11 protein-coding genes and 5 pseudogenes are annotated in these 15,590 nt (G+C 62.8%); 8 read left to right on the top strand and 8 right to left on the bottom strand.

The genetic code is table 11. The features are described 5' to 3' along the window. Positions 1 to 24 precede the first annotated feature (24 nt). The 3 genes from phoU to AB5975_09665 all read left to right on the top strand — a co-directional run bounded on the left by phoU (position 25) and on the right by AB5975_09665 (position 2,850). On the top strand, positions 25 to 795 hold the full coding sequence (gene phoU, locus AB5975_09675; GenBank protein XDR22047.1) for a phosphate signaling complex protein PhoU: 771 nt from the start codon (positions 25 to 27) through the stop codon (positions 793 to 795). 153 nt (positions 796 to 948) lie between these two features. Beyond that, a complete protein-coding gene (locus AB5975_09670; GenBank protein XDR22046.1) occupies positions 949 to 1,839 on the top strand; it encodes a response regulator in 891 nt (296 codons plus the stop codon). 114 nt (positions 1,840 to 1,953) lie between these two features. Beyond that, positions 1,954 to 2,850, top strand: a complete 897-nt coding sequence (locus AB5975_09665) for a peptidoglycan DD-metalloendopeptidase family protein (protein ID XDR22045.1) — start codon at positions 1,954 to 1,956, stop codon at positions 2,848 to 2,850. A 33-nt stretch (positions 2,851 to 2,883) separates the two neighbouring features. Here AB5975_09665 and AB5975_09660 read toward each other — a convergent pair. From AB5975_09660 to phoB, 3 genes and pseudogenes are all read right to left on the bottom strand, one after another. Further along, positions 2,884 to 4,223: pseudogene (locus tag AB5975_09660) on the bottom strand (hemolysin family protein). 225 nt (positions 4,224 to 4,448) lie between these two features. Further along, complete coding sequence (gene phoR, locus AB5975_09655; protein XDR22044.1) at positions 4,449 to 5,756, bottom strand: phosphate regulon sensor histidine kinase PhoR; 1,308 nt, start codon at positions 5,754 to 5,756, stop codon at positions 4,449 to 4,451. Between the two features lie 48 nt (positions 5,757 to 5,804). Beyond that, the gene (gene phoB, locus AB5975_09650) at positions 5,805 to 6,494 is read right to left on the bottom strand and encodes a phosphate regulon transcriptional regulator PhoB (protein XDR22043.1); all 690 of its coding nucleotides are present in this window, start codon (positions 6,492 to 6,494) and stop codon (positions 5,805 to 5,807) included. Positions 6,495 to 6,666: 172 nt separating this feature from the next. On the opposite strand from phoB, the gene AB5975_09645 reads away from it, so the two are divergent. After that, positions 6,667 to 7,035 (top strand): hypothetical protein, encoded by a 369-nt coding sequence (locus AB5975_09645; GenBank protein ID XDR22952.1) that lies wholly within the window; start codon positions 6,667 to 6,669, stop codon positions 7,033 to 7,035. Positions 7,036 to 7,068: 33 nt separating this feature from the next. Here AB5975_09645 and ubiA read toward each other — a convergent pair whose 3' ends face one another. Both ubiA and AB5975_09635 read right to left on the bottom strand, forming a co-directional pair. Further along, positions 7,069 to 7,959, bottom strand: a complete 891-nt coding sequence (gene ubiA / locus AB5975_09640; GenBank protein ID XDR22042.1) for a 4-hydroxybenzoate octaprenyltransferase — start codon at positions 7,957 to 7,959, stop codon at positions 7,069 to 7,071. Continuing rightward, the gene (locus tag AB5975_09635; GenBank protein XDR22041.1) at positions 7,959 to 8,516 is read right to left on the bottom strand and encodes a chorismate lyase; all 558 of its coding nucleotides are present in this window, start codon (positions 8,514 to 8,516) and stop codon (positions 7,959 to 7,961) included. Before AB5975_09635 ends, ubiA begins: the two co-directional genes overlap by 1 nt. Before the next feature lie 172 nt (positions 8,517 to 8,688). On the opposite strand from AB5975_09635, the gene AB5975_09630 reads away from it, so the two are divergent. From AB5975_09630 to AB5975_09615, 4 genes and pseudogenes are all read left to right on the top strand, one after another. Next, positions 8,689 to 8,856: a rubredoxin gene (locus tag AB5975_09630; GenBank protein XDR22040.1), complete on the top strand. Its 168-nt coding sequence runs from the start codon at positions 8,689 to 8,691 to the stop codon at positions 8,854 to 8,856. A gap of 16 nt (positions 8,857 to 8,872) precedes the next feature. After that, positions 8,873 to 10,020: pseudogene (locus AB5975_09625) on the top strand (NAD(P)/FAD-dependent oxidoreductase). Between the two features lie 187 nt (positions 10,021 to 10,207). Next, positions 10,208 to 10,513, top strand: coding sequence for an HU family DNA-binding protein (locus AB5975_09620; protein XDR22039.1), 306 nt, complete (start codon positions 10,208 to 10,210; stop codon positions 10,511 to 10,513). 147 nt (positions 10,514 to 10,660) lie between these two features. After that, positions 10,661 to 11,035, top strand: a complete 375-nt coding sequence (locus AB5975_09615) for a helicase (GenBank protein XDR22038.1) — start codon at positions 10,661 to 10,663, stop codon at positions 11,033 to 11,035. A 33-nt stretch (positions 11,036 to 11,068) separates the two neighbouring features. Here AB5975_09615 and AB5975_09610 read toward each other — a convergent pair. The 3 pseudogenes from AB5975_09610 to AB5975_09600 form a co-directional block, all read right to left on the bottom strand. After that, positions 11,069 to 12,471, bottom strand: a pseudogene (locus AB5975_09610) (HDOD domain-containing protein). Between the two features lie 78 nt (positions 12,472 to 12,549). Beyond that, positions 12,550 to 14,629: pseudogene (recG, locus tag AB5975_09605) on the bottom strand (ATP-dependent DNA helicase RecG). Between the two features lie 3 nt (positions 14,630 to 14,632). Next, positions 14,633 to 15,558, bottom strand: a pseudogene (locus AB5975_09600) (LysR substrate-binding domain-containing protein). Positions 15,559 to 15,590: the final 32 nt, after the last annotated feature.

Below are 15,590 nucleotides of genomic sequence, written 5' to 3'. Positions count from 1 at the left end.
TGCAGCTTCTTCGCGGAGCGAATGATGATCAACAAAGAAAGCCTTACCCATCACATTTCCCAGCAGTTCAACGCCGAGCTCGAAGAGGTGCGCAGCCACCTGCTGGCCATGGGCGGGCTGGTGGAAAAGCAGGTCAACGACGCGGTGACCGCGCTGATCGAAGCCGACTCTGGCCTGGCCCAGCAAGTGCGTGAGGTCGACGAGCAGATCAACCAGATGGAGCGCAACATCGACGAGGAGTGCCTGCGCATCCTCGCCCGCCGCCAGCCGGCGGCCTCCGACCTGCGCCTGATCATCAGCATTTCAAAGTCGGTGATCGACCTGGAGCGCATTGGTGACGAGTCGACCAAAATCGCCCGCCGCGCTATCCAGCTGTGCGAAGAAGGCGAGTCGCCACGCGGCTACGTCGAGGTGCGCCACATCGGCGACCAGGTGCGCAACATGGTCCGCGATGCGCTGGACGCCTTTGCTCGCTTCGATGCCGACCTGGCGTTGTCGGTGGCCCAGTACGACAAGACCATCGACCGCGAATACAAGACAGCGCTGCGTGAGCTGGTCACCTACATGATGGAAGACCCGCGTTCTATCTCGCGGGTGTTGAGCGTGATCTGGGTGCTGCGCTCGCTGGAGCGTATTGGCGACCATGCGCGCAACATCTCCGAATTGGTTATCTACCTGGTGCGCGGCACCGACGTGCGGCACATGGGCCTCAAGCGCATGACTGCAGAAGTGCAGGGCACTGCTGTCGTCGACGGCGAAAAGGCTAATGTTCCAGGTGAATCTGACGATAAATAAGGTTGCTCCCGAGCATCGACGCCCGGCCTTGGCCGGGCGTTTTCGTTTGCGGTCGAGAGCCGGCAGGCACCCGCGAACGATCCCGGCGTGACCAGGTTGTAGCAAATGGCCAGTACTTGGCAGTAGGCTAGTCGGGATTCAGAAGGAGTATCGATGAGTAAAGTGAATGTGCTGGTCGTGGATGACGCCCCGTTTATCCGTGACCTGGTCCGCAAGTGCCTGCGCAATGCCTTCCCGGGCATGGCCATCGACGACGCGGTCAATGGTCGCAAGGCCATGGCCATGCTCGGCAAGGAAGCGTTCGACCTGGTCCTGTGCGACTGGGAAATGCCGGAAATGTCCGGCCTGGAGCTGCTCACCTGGTGCCGCCAGCAGCCTGCGCTGAAGCACCTTCAGTTCATCATGGTGACCAGCCGTGGCGACAAGGAAAATGTCATTCAGGCGATCCAGGCGGGCGTTTCCGACTTTGTCGGCAAGCCGTTCACCAACGAACAACTGCTGACCAAGGTGAAAAAAGCCCTGACCAAGATCGGCAAGCTCGACAGCCTGATGGCTATTGGCCCGGCGCGTACCAATTCGGCGTTCGCGAACGATTCGTTGAACGCGCTGACCGCCGGCAAGCCGGAAGCGGTCAAGGTTTCGGCGCCTGCGCCAGCACCGGCTAAGCCTCTGGTCACGGCGCCCGCACCTGCTGCCTCCGCGCCGAGCGGCCGTGGTCAGGGCCAGCTGCGCCTGGCCAGTGGCATGCAGCCGTGCGTGATCAAGGCGCTTAGCCTGAAAGAAGCGCTGCTGGTGGTACGCCGCAGCGAAGCGCTGCCACAGGTGCTCGAAGGCGCGGTGCTGGACCTGGAGCAGGGCGAAAGCGCCGAAGTCGCTCGTCTGAACGGTTACCTGCATGCTGTCGCGGCGCTGGAGCCCAAGCCTGACAGTGACTGGCTGCAGTTGACGTTCAAGTTCGTCGACCAGGATGCCCAGAAGCTCGACTACCTGTCGCGGCTGATTGCCCGAGGGACTGCGCAGAAGCACTTCACCCCCGGCGCCTGAGGCAGGGGCAGGGGCAGCACAGGGCTGCTCCTGCGCCATCCGACCAACTGCAATACCCGCCACAAAACCCGCTGCTAGGCTTCGACAGATCATAACTGTCAAAAAGCCACTATCATGCCCGCGCGCCTGCTGCTGTTCTGTGCATTGCTCATGGCCTCGGCGTCGAGCCTGGGTGTGACGCTCTACAAGATCACTGACGAATCCGGTGTGATCTCCTACTCCGACCGGCCCGGCCCCGGCGCCAAGCCCCTGGTGTTGCTCGAACCCATGGTCGAAACGCTCGAAGGCCAGGTGCTGCTTAACGCAAAAACCTTCGACGGTGGTGTGAGCTTCTCGGCACGCAACGAGCTGCATGTGCCGGTAGAGGTCGAGTTACGGCTGGACAACCTGGTGAACGCACAAGGCGGCGATGCCCCGCGTATCGTGCGCCGGCTGCTACCGCCGCGCACCACGCAGATGCTCAGCGTGCTCAGGGGGCGGCCAGGGCTGCTGCTGAACTACCGTTCGACCCTGCTACAGGCCATGGGTGACCCAGGCAAACGGCCCCAGGGCTTTCGCTATGCGTTCCCGTGGATCGGCGGGCCGTTCCGCGTCACCCAGGGGCCCAATGGCCGTGTCAGTCATTTTGGACCCAAGGGGCGCTATGCCATGGATATCGCCATGCCCGAAGGCACGCCCATCATCGCGGCGCGGGAAGGGGTGGTGGTGAAGATGCAGAACAGCCAGAGCGGGCGCGAGCCCAACCCGTCGGGCAATTTTGTCAGGATCCTGCACCCGGATGGCACCATGGGCGTTTACCTGCACCTGATGCGTGGCTCGGTGGTGGTGGCGGAGGGGCAGCGGGTACGGCAGGGGCAGATGCTGGCCAAGTCGGGTAATACCGGCAACAGCACAGGGCCGCACCTGCATTTCGTGGTGCAGCGCAATGTGGGGTTGGCGCTGGAGTCGATACCTTACCGGTTCGACAGGCCAATCAGCGGGTTGCCCGACTTTACTGCGGGTAACCCCTGAGATGTTTGGGGCTGCAAAGCAGCCCCATGGCCCTCAATCCAGCTTCAGTACCTTGGCCAGCACGATCTTGGGCCCTTTCATCTTTTTGATGATGATGCGCAGCCCTTCGACCTCCAGCACTTCCTCTTCTTCAGGCACTCGCTTGAGGGTTTCGTAGATCAACCCGGCCAGGGTTTCTGCCTCGATGTGGTCGAGGTCGATGCCCAGCAGACGCTCGACCTTGAACAGCGGTGTGTCGCCGCGTACCAGCAGCTTGCCCGGCTGGTAGGCGAGGATGCCGCGTTCGGTCTTGCGGTGTTCGTCCTGGATATCGCCTACCAGCACTTCCAGCACGTCTTCCATGGTCAGGTAGCCGATTACCTTGCCGTCGGCTTCCTCCACCAGGACGAAATGCGCGCCGCCCTTGCGGAACTGCTCCAGCAGTTGCGACAGCGGCATGTGCCGCGATACGCGCTCCAGTGGCCGGGCTAGGTCTTCCAGGTCGATGGTCTCGGCAAATGCTCAAGCTCAGCTAGCTCTAGCAGCAGGTCCTTGATGTGCAGCAGGCCGGTGAATTCTTCGCGCTCGGCGTCATACACCGGGTAGCGGCTGAATTTGTGGCGGCGCACCAGGGCCAGGATCTGCTTCAGCGGCGCATGCGCGTCGATGCTGATCATGTCCTCACGCGAGTTGGCCCAGTCGACCACTTCCAGCTCGCCCATTTCCACGGCCGAGGCCAGCACGCGCATGCCTTGGTCGCTTGGGTCCTGACCGCGGCTGGAGTGCAGGATCAGCTTCAGTTCTTCGCGGCTGTAGTGGTGCTCGTGGTGCGGGCCGGGCTCGCCCTGGCCGGCAATGCGCAGGATGGTGTTGGCGCTGGCATTGAGCAGGTAGATGGCCGGGTACATTGCCCAGTAGAACAGGTACAGCGGCACGGCCGTCCACAACGACAGCAGTTCTGGCTTGCGAATGGCCCAGGACTTGGGGGCCAACTCGCCAACCACGATGTGCAGGTACGAGATGACGAAGAAGGCGACGAAGAACGAGATCGCCTTGACCAGCTCGGCGCTGTCCACGCCAAAGTAGGCCAGCAGCGGCTCCAGCAGGTGGGCGAAGGCGGGCTCACCCACCCAGCCAAGGCCCAGCGAGGCGAGGGTGATGCCCAACTGGCAGGCCGACAGGTAGGCGTCGAGCTGGTTGTGTACCTTGCGCAGGATGTTGCCGCGCCAGCCGTGCTGCTCGGCGATGGCCTCTACGCGGGTGGCGCGCAGCTTGACCATGGCGAACTCGGCGGCAACGAAGAAGCCGTTGAGCAGCACCAGCAGGAAGGCAAAGATGATCATGCCGAAGTCGGCGAATAACGAGGTGAGGCTGATACCAGGGGAAGGGTCCATGATGGAGTTTTTACGGGTCCGTCTTTGAGATAGAGAAAAAAAGTGCCAGCTTTTGCTGGCACAGGGGATCCAATGTAGCGGCTGGGGCCGCAAAAGCAAAGGGCGATGGATTCTTTGGGGGCGCTTTGCGCCCATCGCGACACAAGGCCGCTCCTACAGGAGACCGCGATCCCGTGTAGGAGCGGCCTTGTGTCGCGATGGGCTGCAAAGCAGCCCCCGAGGCCCTCAAGCCTTGCCGTTGGCCAATTGTGCCGGCGCAAAGTGACAGGTAAAGGTGCTGCCATGCCCCGGCACGCTGCTGATTTCCAACTTGCCGCGGTGGCGCATCAGCACATGCTTGACGATTGCCAGCCCCAGCCCGGTACCGCCGGTGTTCGACGCACGGCTGGAATCTACACGGTAGAAACGCTCGGTCAGGCGTGGCAGGTGCTTGGCATCGATGCCCACCCCCGAATCCTGCACCGACAGATGCGCACCCTGGGCATCGGCCCACCAGCGGATGCGGATGTTGCCTTCGTCCTGAGTGTATTTGACCGCGTTGAATACCAGGTTGGAAAAGGCGCTGCGCAGCTCCGACTCGCTGCCCTTGAGCTTCAAACCAGGCGCAGCTTCCAGGCTGATGCGCTGGTTGCGCGGCCCGGACAGGGCCTGGGCGTCGCCCTTGATGGCAGTGAGCAGGGCATCGACCGCCACCGGCTGGTTGTCCGAGGGGTAATCGGTGGCTTCCAGCTTGGCCAGCAGCAACAGGTCGTTGAGCAGGGTCTGCATGCGCGAACCTTGCTGGCTCATCTGCTGCAGTGCGCGGCTCCAGCGTGGGTTCACGTCTTCGACGTTGTCCAGCAGGGTTTCCAGGTAGCCGGTGATCACCGTCAGCGGCGTGCGCAGCTCGTGCGACACGTTGGCGACGAAGTCCTTGCGCATCTGTTCCAGCTGGTGAATGCGGGTGACATCGCGCACCAGCATCAGGTGTTCGTTGTTGCCGTAACGGGTGATGTGCAACTGCACACGCATGCGGTCATTGATTGGCGAAGGGATTTCCAGCGGCTCGAGGTAGTTTTCTGCCTCGAAGTATTCCTTGAAGCGCGGGTGGCGTACCAGGTTGGTCACTTGCTGGCCGCCGTCCTGCGGGGTCTTGAAGCCCAGCAGGGTCTCGGCAGCGCGGTTCCACCATTCCAGGTTACCGTCGCTGTCGAGCATGATCACTGCGTCACGTAGCGCGGCGGTGGACTCCTGCACCCGGTCGATCACGGCCTGTAGGCGGCCCCGAACACGTTGGTCGCGGCGTTGCAGGTGGTAGATGCTGTCGAACACCTCGCCCCACAGGCCGTAACCATCGGGCGGTGCTTCGTCGGGCTGGTGATTGCGCAGCCAGTCATGCAGGCGCAGCAGTTGCTTGAGGGTCCAGCCCAGGTAGAGCGCCAGGCCAATGGCCAGGCTCCAGCCATAGTAGCCGCTGACCAGCCCGCCGATCAGGCAGACGGTAATCAGCAACAGCAGATGGCGAATCAGGGTTGCATGCCAGTTCTGGTTCAATTGACGGTCCTTGTACAACGACGTGCAGCTTGGCGCTTTTGAACTCGATCAGCTCTTGGTCGAGAAGCGGTAGCCAGTGCCACGGACGGTTTGTACCAGATTTTCGTAGGCTTCACCCAGCGCCTTGCGCAGGCGACGGATGTGCACGTCAACGGTGCGCTCCTCGACGTAGACGTTGCCGCCCCACACCTGGTCCAGCAGTTGGCCACGGGTGTAGGCGCGCTCCTGGTGGGTCATGAAGAATTGCAGCAGGCGGTATTCGGTCGGGCCCATCTCGGCCGGCTTGCCGTCGATGGTCACGCGGTGGCTGATCGGGTCGAGCAGCAGGCCGCCGACTTCGATCGGTGCTTCGCTGTCGCTCGGGCCGGTACGGCGCAGCACGGCTTTCAGTCGTGCAACCAGCTCACGCGGCGAGAACGGCTTGGTGATGTAGTCGTCGGCACCCACTTCCAGGCCCTGGATCTTGTTGTCCTCTTCGCCCTTGGCGGTGAGCATGATGATCGGGATGTCGCCCGTCAGCTCATCGCGCTTCAGGCGGCGGGCCAGCTCGATGCCGGAGGTGCCCGGCAGCATCCAGTCGAGCAGGATCAGGTCCGGCTTGCGGTCGACGATGATCGCGTGGGCCTGTTGGGAGTTTTCCGCTTCCAGGCAGTCATAGCCGGCCATTTCCAGGGCAACGGCGATCATCTCGCGAATGGGCGCTTCGTCGTCGACGATCAGAATGTTCCTGCCAACCATGCTCAAAACCTCTCCTGGATTCGGTGTCTTGGCCCGCATTAGATAACGGAATTATTGCAGCTGTGTGACAGGGTGTTGGCCGTTCTGGCGACATTCCATGACTGAACTAGGCTTGAAAGGGCCGCAATCGCGGCAACCCGAACTCAATTCCCCCGAAACAATGGTGAATCCAATGACACGACAAACGCTGAGCTGGATGGCCCTTTTCGCTGCGCTGGCGCTTCCGGGGGTGGCGTCCGCCCACCATGCCATGGAGAAGGACGGCATGTGGGTCGATCATGCCGGCATGACCCTTTACACCTTCGACAAGGATGCCGGTGGAAAGTCGATGTGCAATGGCGATTGCGCCACCAACTGGCCGCCGCTGAAAGTGATGGATGGCGAAAAAGCCGAGGGCAAGTGGACGCAGATAAAGCGTGATGACGGCTCGATGCAATGGGCCTATGACGGCAAGCCGCTGTATACCTTCGTCAAGGACAAGAAGGCTGGGGACATGACGGGTGATGGCGTCAAAGACGTGTGGCACGTCGCCAAGCCTTGAAACTGCCGGGGCCGCACAGCGGCCCCAACCTATTCAGCGAAACGCGTAATCCAGCACTACCCCAATGAACACCAGCAACCCCGCCCAGTGATTGTGCAGAAACGCCTTAAAGCACGACTCCCGGTCCAGCTTGCGTGTCGACCAGTATTCCCAGGCAAAGCACGCCGCAGCGCCCAGCAGCCCCAGGTGGAACCAGCCCCCCAGGTCAAAGCGGCTACCCGCCAACAACAAGCACCCCAGCGACAGCAACTGCAAGGTCAGGATGATGTTGCGGTCCGCGTCACCGAACAGAATCGCTGTGGACTTCACGCCAATCTTCAGGTCGTCATCGCGGTCGACCATGGCGTAGTAGGTGTCGTAACCCACCGTCCATAACAGGTTGGCGATGTACAGCAGCCAGGCGCTGGCCGGCAATTCGCCACCTGCGGCGGTGAAAGCCATGGGAATACCCCAGGAGTACGCCGCCCCCAGCACCACCTGTGGGTAGTAGGTGTAGCGCTTCATGAACGGGTAGCAGAACGCCAACGCCACCGCGCCGAACGACAGCCAGACCGTGCGGCTGTTGGTGCACAGCACCAGCAGGAAACTCACCCCGACCAGCATCGCAAACAGTGCCAGCGCCTCGCGTGGCCGCACGCGGCCACTGGCCAGGGGGCGGTCGGCGGTGCGCTTGACGTGGCCATCCACCTTGCGGTCAGCGAAGTCGTTGATGCAGCAGCCGGCCGCGCGCATCAGCACCACGCCAAGGCCGAAGATCAGCACATTGGCCAAGGTCGGTGAACCGTTGCCGGCAATCCACACTGCCGACAGCGTCGGCCATAGCAGCAGGTAGATGCCGATCGGGCGGTCCATGCGGCTGAGCTGGACAAAGTCCCAGGCCCGCGGGTGCAGGCGGTTGAGCGACTTGAGCAGTTGCAGGTACATCAGCGGTTTTCCTCCTTGGCCGCTTGCCACAATGCCGGCAGGAACACTTCTGCCACCAGCAGGTCCAGGCCGTCACGCTCGAAGCGCGAGCGGCGGCCCCAAAGCGCCGCATGGGCGGCTTCGGGCGGCAGCCAGGCCTGTGGATAACTGCACACTTCGAGCGGGTGGCGGATGAATGCCTGGTCGCAGAACAGCAACTCGCCCAGCGAGCGGCTGCCCAGGGTTTCCAGGTCCAGGCCACCACGCTCCAGGGCGCTGCGACTGGCCACGCTGCGGGCGAACACCCAAGGTTGGCCATGGCCGCGCAAGTACACCTCGCGCACCCAGCCTTCGGCGCCGGCGGCGATACCCAGCGCCTGGCATTCGTCATCGCGCAGCGGCTGCCAGCCCTCGAACAGCGGGGTGACGGAGAAGTGATCGAAGGACAGGCGGGTCAGGCGGCGAGTCAGCGAGCCCTCGTCGAACAGCCAGTCAAGAGTAGGCTGGTCGATGTCGGTCGCCAGCTGTGAATACGGCAGCCACGCGACAGCGGCTGCTAGCGGGGATTCGTACGACACGTCGGTCTGCTTGTTACAACCAGAGAGGCGGCGAGCTTAGCATGATTGCCCCGAGTGCTTGCATACTGCGGGCAGGGCCGATAAAAAGCCCCCATGAATTGCGCGTCGGCACCTGCGAGAGGGCCCTCAGCAGCAACACGAAACCAAGCCTGAACCGAGGAAATCCACCCCCATGAAAAAGTGGCAATGTATTGTCTGTGGCCTGATCTACGACGAAGCCGAAGGCTGGCCCGACGACGGTATCGCCCCTGGCACCCGTTGGGAAGATGTGCCTGAAGACTGGCTGTGCCCCGACTGCGGCGTCGGCAAAAGCGATTTTGAAATGATCTCCATCGGCTAATCGAGGAAAGCACGACATGACGTCCCCTGTGGTAATCATTGGTACCGGCCTTGCGGGCTACAACCTGGCCCGTGAATTTCGCAAGCTCGATGCGCAGACGCCGCTGCTGCTGATCACCGCCGACGACGGTCGTTCGTACTCCAAGCCCATGCTGTCCATGGGCTTTGCCAAGCAGAAGGACGCCGACGGCCTGTGCATGGCCGAGCCGGGCGTCATGGCCGCACAGCTGAACGCCGAAATCCGCACCCACACCCGCATCAGCGGCATCGACCCGGGCCACAAGCGGCTGTGGATCGGCGAAGAGGCCGTGGAATACCGCGACCTGGTGCTGGCCTGGGCGCACAGACCGTGCAGGTGCCGATCGAGGGTGATGGCAGCCACCTGGTGTTCCCGATCAACGACCTGGAAGACTACGCGCGCTTCCGTGCCGCCGCCGTCGGCAAGCAGCGTGTGCTGATTCTCGGTGCCGGCCTGATCGGCTGCGAATTCGCCAACGACATGAGCCTGGGCGGCTTCAAGGTCGATGTAGTGGCGCCATGCGAACAAGTCATGCCGACGCTGCTGCACCCGGCTGCCGCAGCGGCGGTGCAGGCTGGGCTGCAGGGCCTGGGCGTAAGCTTCCACCTGGGGCCGGTGCTGACCCGCCTGCAACAGGTAGCTCAAGGCCTGGAGGCGCACCTGTCGGATGGCAGCGTGATCGCGTGCGACCTGGTGGTATCGGCCATCGGCCTGCGCCCGCGTACCGACCTGGCCGCCGCAGCCGGCTTGCGGACCAATCGTGGTGTCAGCGTAGACCGCGAGTTGCGCACGTCCCACGCCAACATCTTTGCCCTGGGTGACTGTGCCGAAGTGGATGGCATCAACCTGCTCTATGTGATGCCGCTGATGAGTTGTGCGCGGGCACTGGCCCAAACCCTGGCAGGCAAGCCGACCGCGGTTGCCTACGGGCCGATGCCGATCACCGTGAAAACCCCGGCCTGCCCGCTGGTGGTTTCGCCACCGCCTCTGGGCAACGAAGGGACTTGGCAGGTGGAGGGGCAGGGCAGTGACCTCAAAGTGCTCTGCCATGGCGCTGACGGCAAATTGTTGGGCTATGCCCTGACCGGGGCAGCCGTGATGGACAAGCTGTCACTGAATCGCCAGTTGCCACCGGTAATGGCGTAAATAGAGGGCGTTCTGTCGGATTTATCCTGTTGTTGCCCGCACAATGGCCGGCCTGATACTGGCGCGGCCTCTGAGCACGTGCCATTCTCACTCCCGTCTGCCGCAGATTAGAGCCTGCGGTGCCTTGAGCGCTGCTCCTAAAGGCAGCACGGCATAACAACAAGAATTCCGTCAAAGAGGCTTCACTATGCGCAAACCAGAACTCGCCGCCGTCATCGCCGAAAAGGCCGATCTGACCAAGGAAAAGGCCAATCAGGTTTTGAACGCGATTCTCGACAGCATCACCGGTGCCCTGGACAAGGACACCGTGACCCTGGTCGGTTTCGGCACCTTCGAAAAACGCCATCGCGGTGCACGTACCGGCAAGAACCCTCAAACCGGCGAGCCGGTCAAGATCAAGGCCAGCAACACCGTGGCCTTCAAGCCAGGCAAGAACCTCAAGGACAGCGTCAATCCCCCAGCCGCGCCTAGCAAGGCCGCCAAGAAAAAGTAAGCTTGCGCTGACGACGCGTTGATCCCGAACGGGCGCCTTCATGGCGCCCGTTGTGCTTTACACGCAGTAACTGCTGCGAACTTGCATAATCAGGTCGTTAAGAGGATAAACTGCGCAACTTAGTCACTTTTCAATCGAGGCGCGTCGATGAAGTTCCGCTTTCTTCTCTGGGCCATGGGGCTGCTGATGGCCAGGGCCAGCCGTAACAATCCGGCATTCCAGCAGCAGCTCAAGGGCAAGGACCTGGTGTTCCAGATGCAGACGCTGGATGGCAAGGTTGCCAGGCACTTCGTCGTCAACAACGAGCGCATCAGCAGCAAGGGCGGGGCCCATCCGCAGCCTGCCTTTGCCATTGCCTTCAAGGACGCGGCCTATGGCTTTGCCACGATGCAGGCGGGCAACAAGCAGTTGGCGTTCATGCAGGGGATTCAGGACAAGAACATCCAGATCAAGGGCAATCCGGCGCTGGTGATGTGGTTCCAGGGGCTGATGAAGTACCTGAAACCCAAGAAGAAAGGCTGAAATTGCCGGGGCCGCAATGCGGCCCCAGAAGTCTCAATGCGGTGCGTGGAACTGCGAAGCCAGTTCTCGCAACAGGTTCTCGGCCTCGAGCACCTTGTTCACCACATCCTCGGCCTTGTCCCGGGTAATCCCCAAACGCTCCAGTAGCTCGTCAGGGATCTCTTCCTGCGGCCCAGTGCCGATCCCCCGTGAGCGCAGCAGGCGAGTGGCCAGGCACACCAGGTTGGGGAACGCCGAGTACTCGCCGTCATAGGCCGGGTCGTGCTGGAAGCGCAGGGCGGTCGACAGCTCTTCGGGCATGTCCCACAGCTTCATCAGCCAGGCCCCGATCTGCTCGCGGCTGATGCCCAGCAGGTGCTGCTCCACGTAGGTGTGGTTCAGGTGCGGGTTGACCTCCAGGTGGCGGCAGATCAGCGAGAAGTGCGGCGGGAACACATGCGCCAGCAGCAAGTAGCCAAAGTTGTGCAGCAGCCCGGCCAGGTAGGTGAGCCCGGCTTCGGGCGCTCTGCCCGAGGCATGGCGCGGGTCAGGCCTTCGATGATTGCAGCGGTGTAGATCGACTGCTGCCAATAGGGCGTTGCCTGCTGTGGGTGGTCTTTTGGCAGGCTCAAGGTTTTGCCCAGTGCCAGGCCAAGGGCCAGATTGATCACCAAGTCGAAGCCCAGCACGCGGACAATGGCGTCTTCCACCGAGCGGATCTTGCCCGGCGAGGCGTAATAGGGCGACGCGGCCCAGCTCACCACTTGCGCTGCCAGCGCCGGGTCTGTTTCGACCACGCCCGTGATGTCATCGATACTGGCGTTGGGGTCTACCCGTAGCTTGATGATTTTTTGCGCGGTGTCGGCCAGCGGTGGGATTTCGATGGTTTCTTCCAGGCGCTTCTGAATGCGTCGGGCAGTGAAGGCCTGGACGGCATTGGTGATTTCCCGGGTGTCGTCATCGGGGCGGTCGAGGTTGGGGCTGATGGCCTCGACTTCCTGACCGAAGTTGCTGGCGCTGGCTTTGGCCAGCATACGCTTGAAGTTCGCGCGTTCGATTTCCAGCAGCAGGCCGGCTTCGCCCGACTGGATATAGACGGTCTCGGCGTCGAGCAAGCTCTTTTCGTACTGGCACGGCGAGCTGGTCAGCGCCGGGATACCCGGCAAGGCCTTGAGCTGGTGCTTGTCGAGCATCTGCTTCAGTCGCGGCACCGACACAGCGGTGAGCTTGCGCCCGGTCAGCTCGGCCAGGCGGTTGAGGTCCAGCAGTTGGCTCTGCGGGAACAGCACCATGAGGGCGCCGACCTCGTCGTCGAGAAGCACCGCCTGCACCCGCGAAGCCGCAGGCAGCTGCGGGTGTTCGACCACCTCGCGGTAGGCCACGCCGAGTTTGTCGAGCAGCAGCCTGATGACAGAGGGGGCGTGTGGGGTTGCGGTGTCCAGGGCAACTTCAGTCATGGTCCGTATCCACTGTTTCTTTTAAACGCGAAGTATAACCAGCCTGCGAGCAAATCTGGATCCGTTCTGGGACTAGCGTCACACTTGGCCATATTGCTGGCCATGGCGCAGCCAGCGGTCGAGTAGCGGGCTGACATGATCCGGCCAGCGCGCGACCAGGGCTTGAGCGGCGTCTCGCACAGCCGGCAGCAGGTCGGCGTCGCGCATCAGGTCGGCGACCTTGAACTGAAGCAGGCCGGTTTGGCGGGTGCCCAGCATCTCGCCCGGACCACGCAGCTCAAGGTCCTTTTCGGCGATGATGAAGCCATCGTTGGTTTCGCGCATGATCCCCAAGCGCTCGCGACCGATCTGCGACAGCGGTGGGTGGTACAGCAGCACGCAATGGCTGACGGCGCTGCCCCGGCCAACCCGGCCGCGCAGCTGATGCAGTTGGGCAAGGCCCAGGCGTTCGGGGTTTTCGATGATCATCAGGCTGGCGTTGGGTACGTCCACGCCGACTTCGATGACAGTGGTCGCGACCAGCAACTGCAACTCACCGGCCTTGAACTGCGCCATGATCTCGGCTTTTTCCGCAGGTTTCATGCGGCCGTGAATCAGGCCCACACGCAGTTCGCCCAAGGCGCTGCCGAGTTCTTCATAAGTGCTTTCGGCTGCCTGACAGGTCAGCTCTTCAGACTCTTCGATCAGGGTGCACACCCAATAGGCCTGGCGCCCCTCGGCGCAAGCGGCGCGAACCCGCTCCACCACCTCGAAGCGGCGGCTGTCGGCCACCAGCACCGTGTTCACCGGGGTACGCCCAGGCGGCAGTTCGTCGAGCACCGAGGTGTCCAGGTCGGCATAGGCGCTCATGGCCAGGGTGCGCGGAATAGGCGTGGCAGTCATGATCAGCTGGTGTGGGCACAGCTCGCCGGCCACGCCTTTTTTGCGCAGGGCCAGGCGTTGCTGTACGCCGAACCGGTGCTGTTCGTCGATGATCGCCAGGGCCAGGTGCTTGAACTTGACCTCTTCCTGGAACAGCGCGTGGGTGCCGACCACCATGGGTGCACCGTTGGCGATCTGCTCCAACGAGGCTGCCCGGGCCTTGCCCTTGAGCTTGCCAGCCAGCCACGCCACTTCGATGCCAAGCGGTTCGAGCCAGCGTTTGAAGGTGATGTAGTGCTGTTCGGCGAGAATCTCGGTGGGTGCCATCAGCGCCACCTGGTAGCCCGCTTCCAGGCCCTGCAACGCAGCCAGGGCGGCAACCACGGTCTTGCCCGCCCCCACATCGCCTTGTACCAGGCGCATCATTGGCGCGTGCTGGCTGAGGTCGTAGGCAATTTCGTTGGCTACCCGCTGCTGCGCGCCGGTCGGCTGGAAGCCTAGGTTGGCCAGGTATTGCGCCTGCAGGCGCGTGGCCTTGGGCAATACCGGTGCACGCAGGCTGCGCAGGCTTTCGCGCAGGCGTTGTTGCGACAGCTGATGGGTCAGCAGCTCTTCGAAGGCCAGGCGGTGCTGGGCCCAGTGCTGGCCTTCGGCAAGCTCGTCGAGGTCGGCGTCGGCCGGTGGGTTGTGCAGGTAGCGAATGGCTTCGTCCAGCGGCGCCAGCTGGTAGTCCCGCGCCAGTTCGTCCGGCAACCAGTCGGGCAGGCTGCGTGGGCCGAGCAGGCCAAGGCTCTGTTGGCACAACAGGCGCAGGCGTTGCTGGGTAAGGCCTTCGGTGGAGGGGTAGATCGGCGTCAGGGTCTGCTCGACCGGTGGCGGCGGCTCGTCGCCGTTCAGTGCGCGGTACTCTGGGTGGTCAGATTTCCAGGCCCGAAGCGCCGGGGCGGGCTTCGCCGTAGCAGCGCAGGTGAGTGCCGCGCTTCAGGCCCTCCTTCTGCGCGTTGCTGAAGTGGTAGAAGCGCAGTGTCAGCACGCCGCTGCCATCACCCAGGCGCACCACCAGGCTGCGGCGCTTGCCCATGGTCACGTCGCTACCACTGACCACCCCCTCGATCACCGCATCCTGGCCGGGGCGCAGTTGGCCAATCGGTACCACTCGGGTGCGGTCCTGGTAGCGCAGGGGTAGGTGGAACAGCACGTCTTGCAGGTTTTCCAGGCCGACCTTGGCGAGCTTTTCCGCCATGGCCTCACCAACACCTTTCAGTACCGTGACCGGGACTTTCGACAGCTCACTCATGACTCAGGCCGGCTGTTCCGCAGGGTTTTTTGCGACCGAGCACAGGCGGATCGAGTCAGCGAGGATCTCGATGGCCTTGGGCCGAGGGAAGCTGGCGCGCCAGGCGATGGCCACGGTACGGAACGGTGCCGGTGCCGTCAGCGGGCGCACTTCGATGACGCCGGGGGCGTAGTGATGGCTGTGCACGGCCGACAGCGGCAGGATCGACACGCCAAGGCCCGAGGCCACCATGTGGCGGATGGTTTCCAGCGAACTGGACTCGACCGTGGTGTGCCTGGAGCCTTCTCCCCCTTGTTCAAGGTTGGGCAGGCTTCCAGTACCTGGTCACGGAAGCAGTGGCCTTCACCGAGCAGCAACAGGCTCTTGTCGTTGAGCATGGCGGTGTCGATGGTCTTCTTCGCCGTCCACGGGTGGTCGGCAGGCATCAAGGCGCAGAACGGTTCGTCGTACAGCGGCAAGGTCAGCACGTCGGCTTCGTTGAACGGCAGGGCGATGATCACCGCGTCCAGTTCGCCGTTGCGCAGCTTTTCGCGCAGTACGTGGGTGAAGTTTTCTTCGATGTACAGCGGCATCTGCGGCGCCACGCGGTGCAGTTGCGGGATCAGATGCGGGAACAGGTAGGGGCCGACGGTGTAGATGGCACCGACCTTGAGCGGGGCGGTCAGCTGATTCTTGCCGGCCTGCGCCAGTTCGCGAATGCCTTGGGCCTGCTCCAGTACCTTCTGCGCCTGGGCAACGATGCTTTCACCGACCGGGGTCAGGCGTACCGCGCTTTTGCTGCGCTCGAAGATCAGAACGCCAAGCTCATCCTCGAGCTTCTTCACACCGACCGACAGGGTCGGCTGGCTCACGTGGCAGCGCTCGGCGGCGTGGCCGAAGTGCTGTTCCTGGGCGAGTGTGACGATGTAGCGTAATTCTGTGAGGGTCATAACGTGCGTCCATGAAGTTGCGGGCCCAGCAT

This window comes from Pseudomonas putida (assembly GCA_041071465.1).
Lineage (GTDB): Bacteria > Pseudomonadota > Gammaproteobacteria > Pseudomonadales > Pseudomonadaceae > Aquipseudomonas > Aquipseudomonas putida_P.
The sequence above is the reverse complement of the archived record's forward strand: the minus strand, read 5'-3'. Positions and strand labels throughout refer to the sequence as shown.

Excerpts from the sequence above, each read along its gene's own strand:
- AB5975_09665 (XDR22045.1), top strand. The coding sequence starts at position 1,954 with ATGCCCGCGCGCCTGCTGCTGTTCTGTGCATTGCTCATGGCCTCGGCG.
- AB5975_09645 (XDR22952.1), top strand. The coding sequence starts at position 6,667 with ATGACACGACAAACGCTGAGCTGGATGGCCCTTTTCGCTGCGCTGGCG.
- ubiA (XDR22042.1), bottom strand. The coding sequence starts at position 7,959 with ATGTACCTGCAACTGCTCAAGTCGCTCAACCGCCTGCACCCGCGGGCC.
- phoB (XDR22043.1), bottom strand. The coding sequence starts at position 6,494 with ATGGTTGGCAGGAACATTCTGATCGTCGACGACGAAGCGCCCATTCGC.
- AB5975_09630 (XDR22040.1), top strand. The coding sequence starts at position 8,689 with ATGAAAAAGTGGCAATGTATTGTCTGTGGCCTGATCTACGACGAAGCC.
- AB5975_09615 (XDR22038.1), top strand. The coding sequence starts at position 10,661 with ATGAAGTTCCGCTTTCTTCTCTGGGCCATGGGGCTGCTGATGGCCAGG.
- phoU (XDR22047.1), top strand. The coding sequence starts at position 25 with ATGATCAACAAAGAAAGCCTTACCCATCACATTTCCCAGCAGTTCAAC.
- AB5975_09670 (XDR22046.1), top strand. The coding sequence starts at position 949 with ATGAGTAAAGTGAATGTGCTGGTCGTGGATGACGCCCCGTTTATCCGT.
- AB5975_09620 (XDR22039.1), top strand. The coding sequence starts at position 10,208 with ATGCGCAAACCAGAACTCGCCGCCGTCATCGCCGAAAAGGCCGATCTG.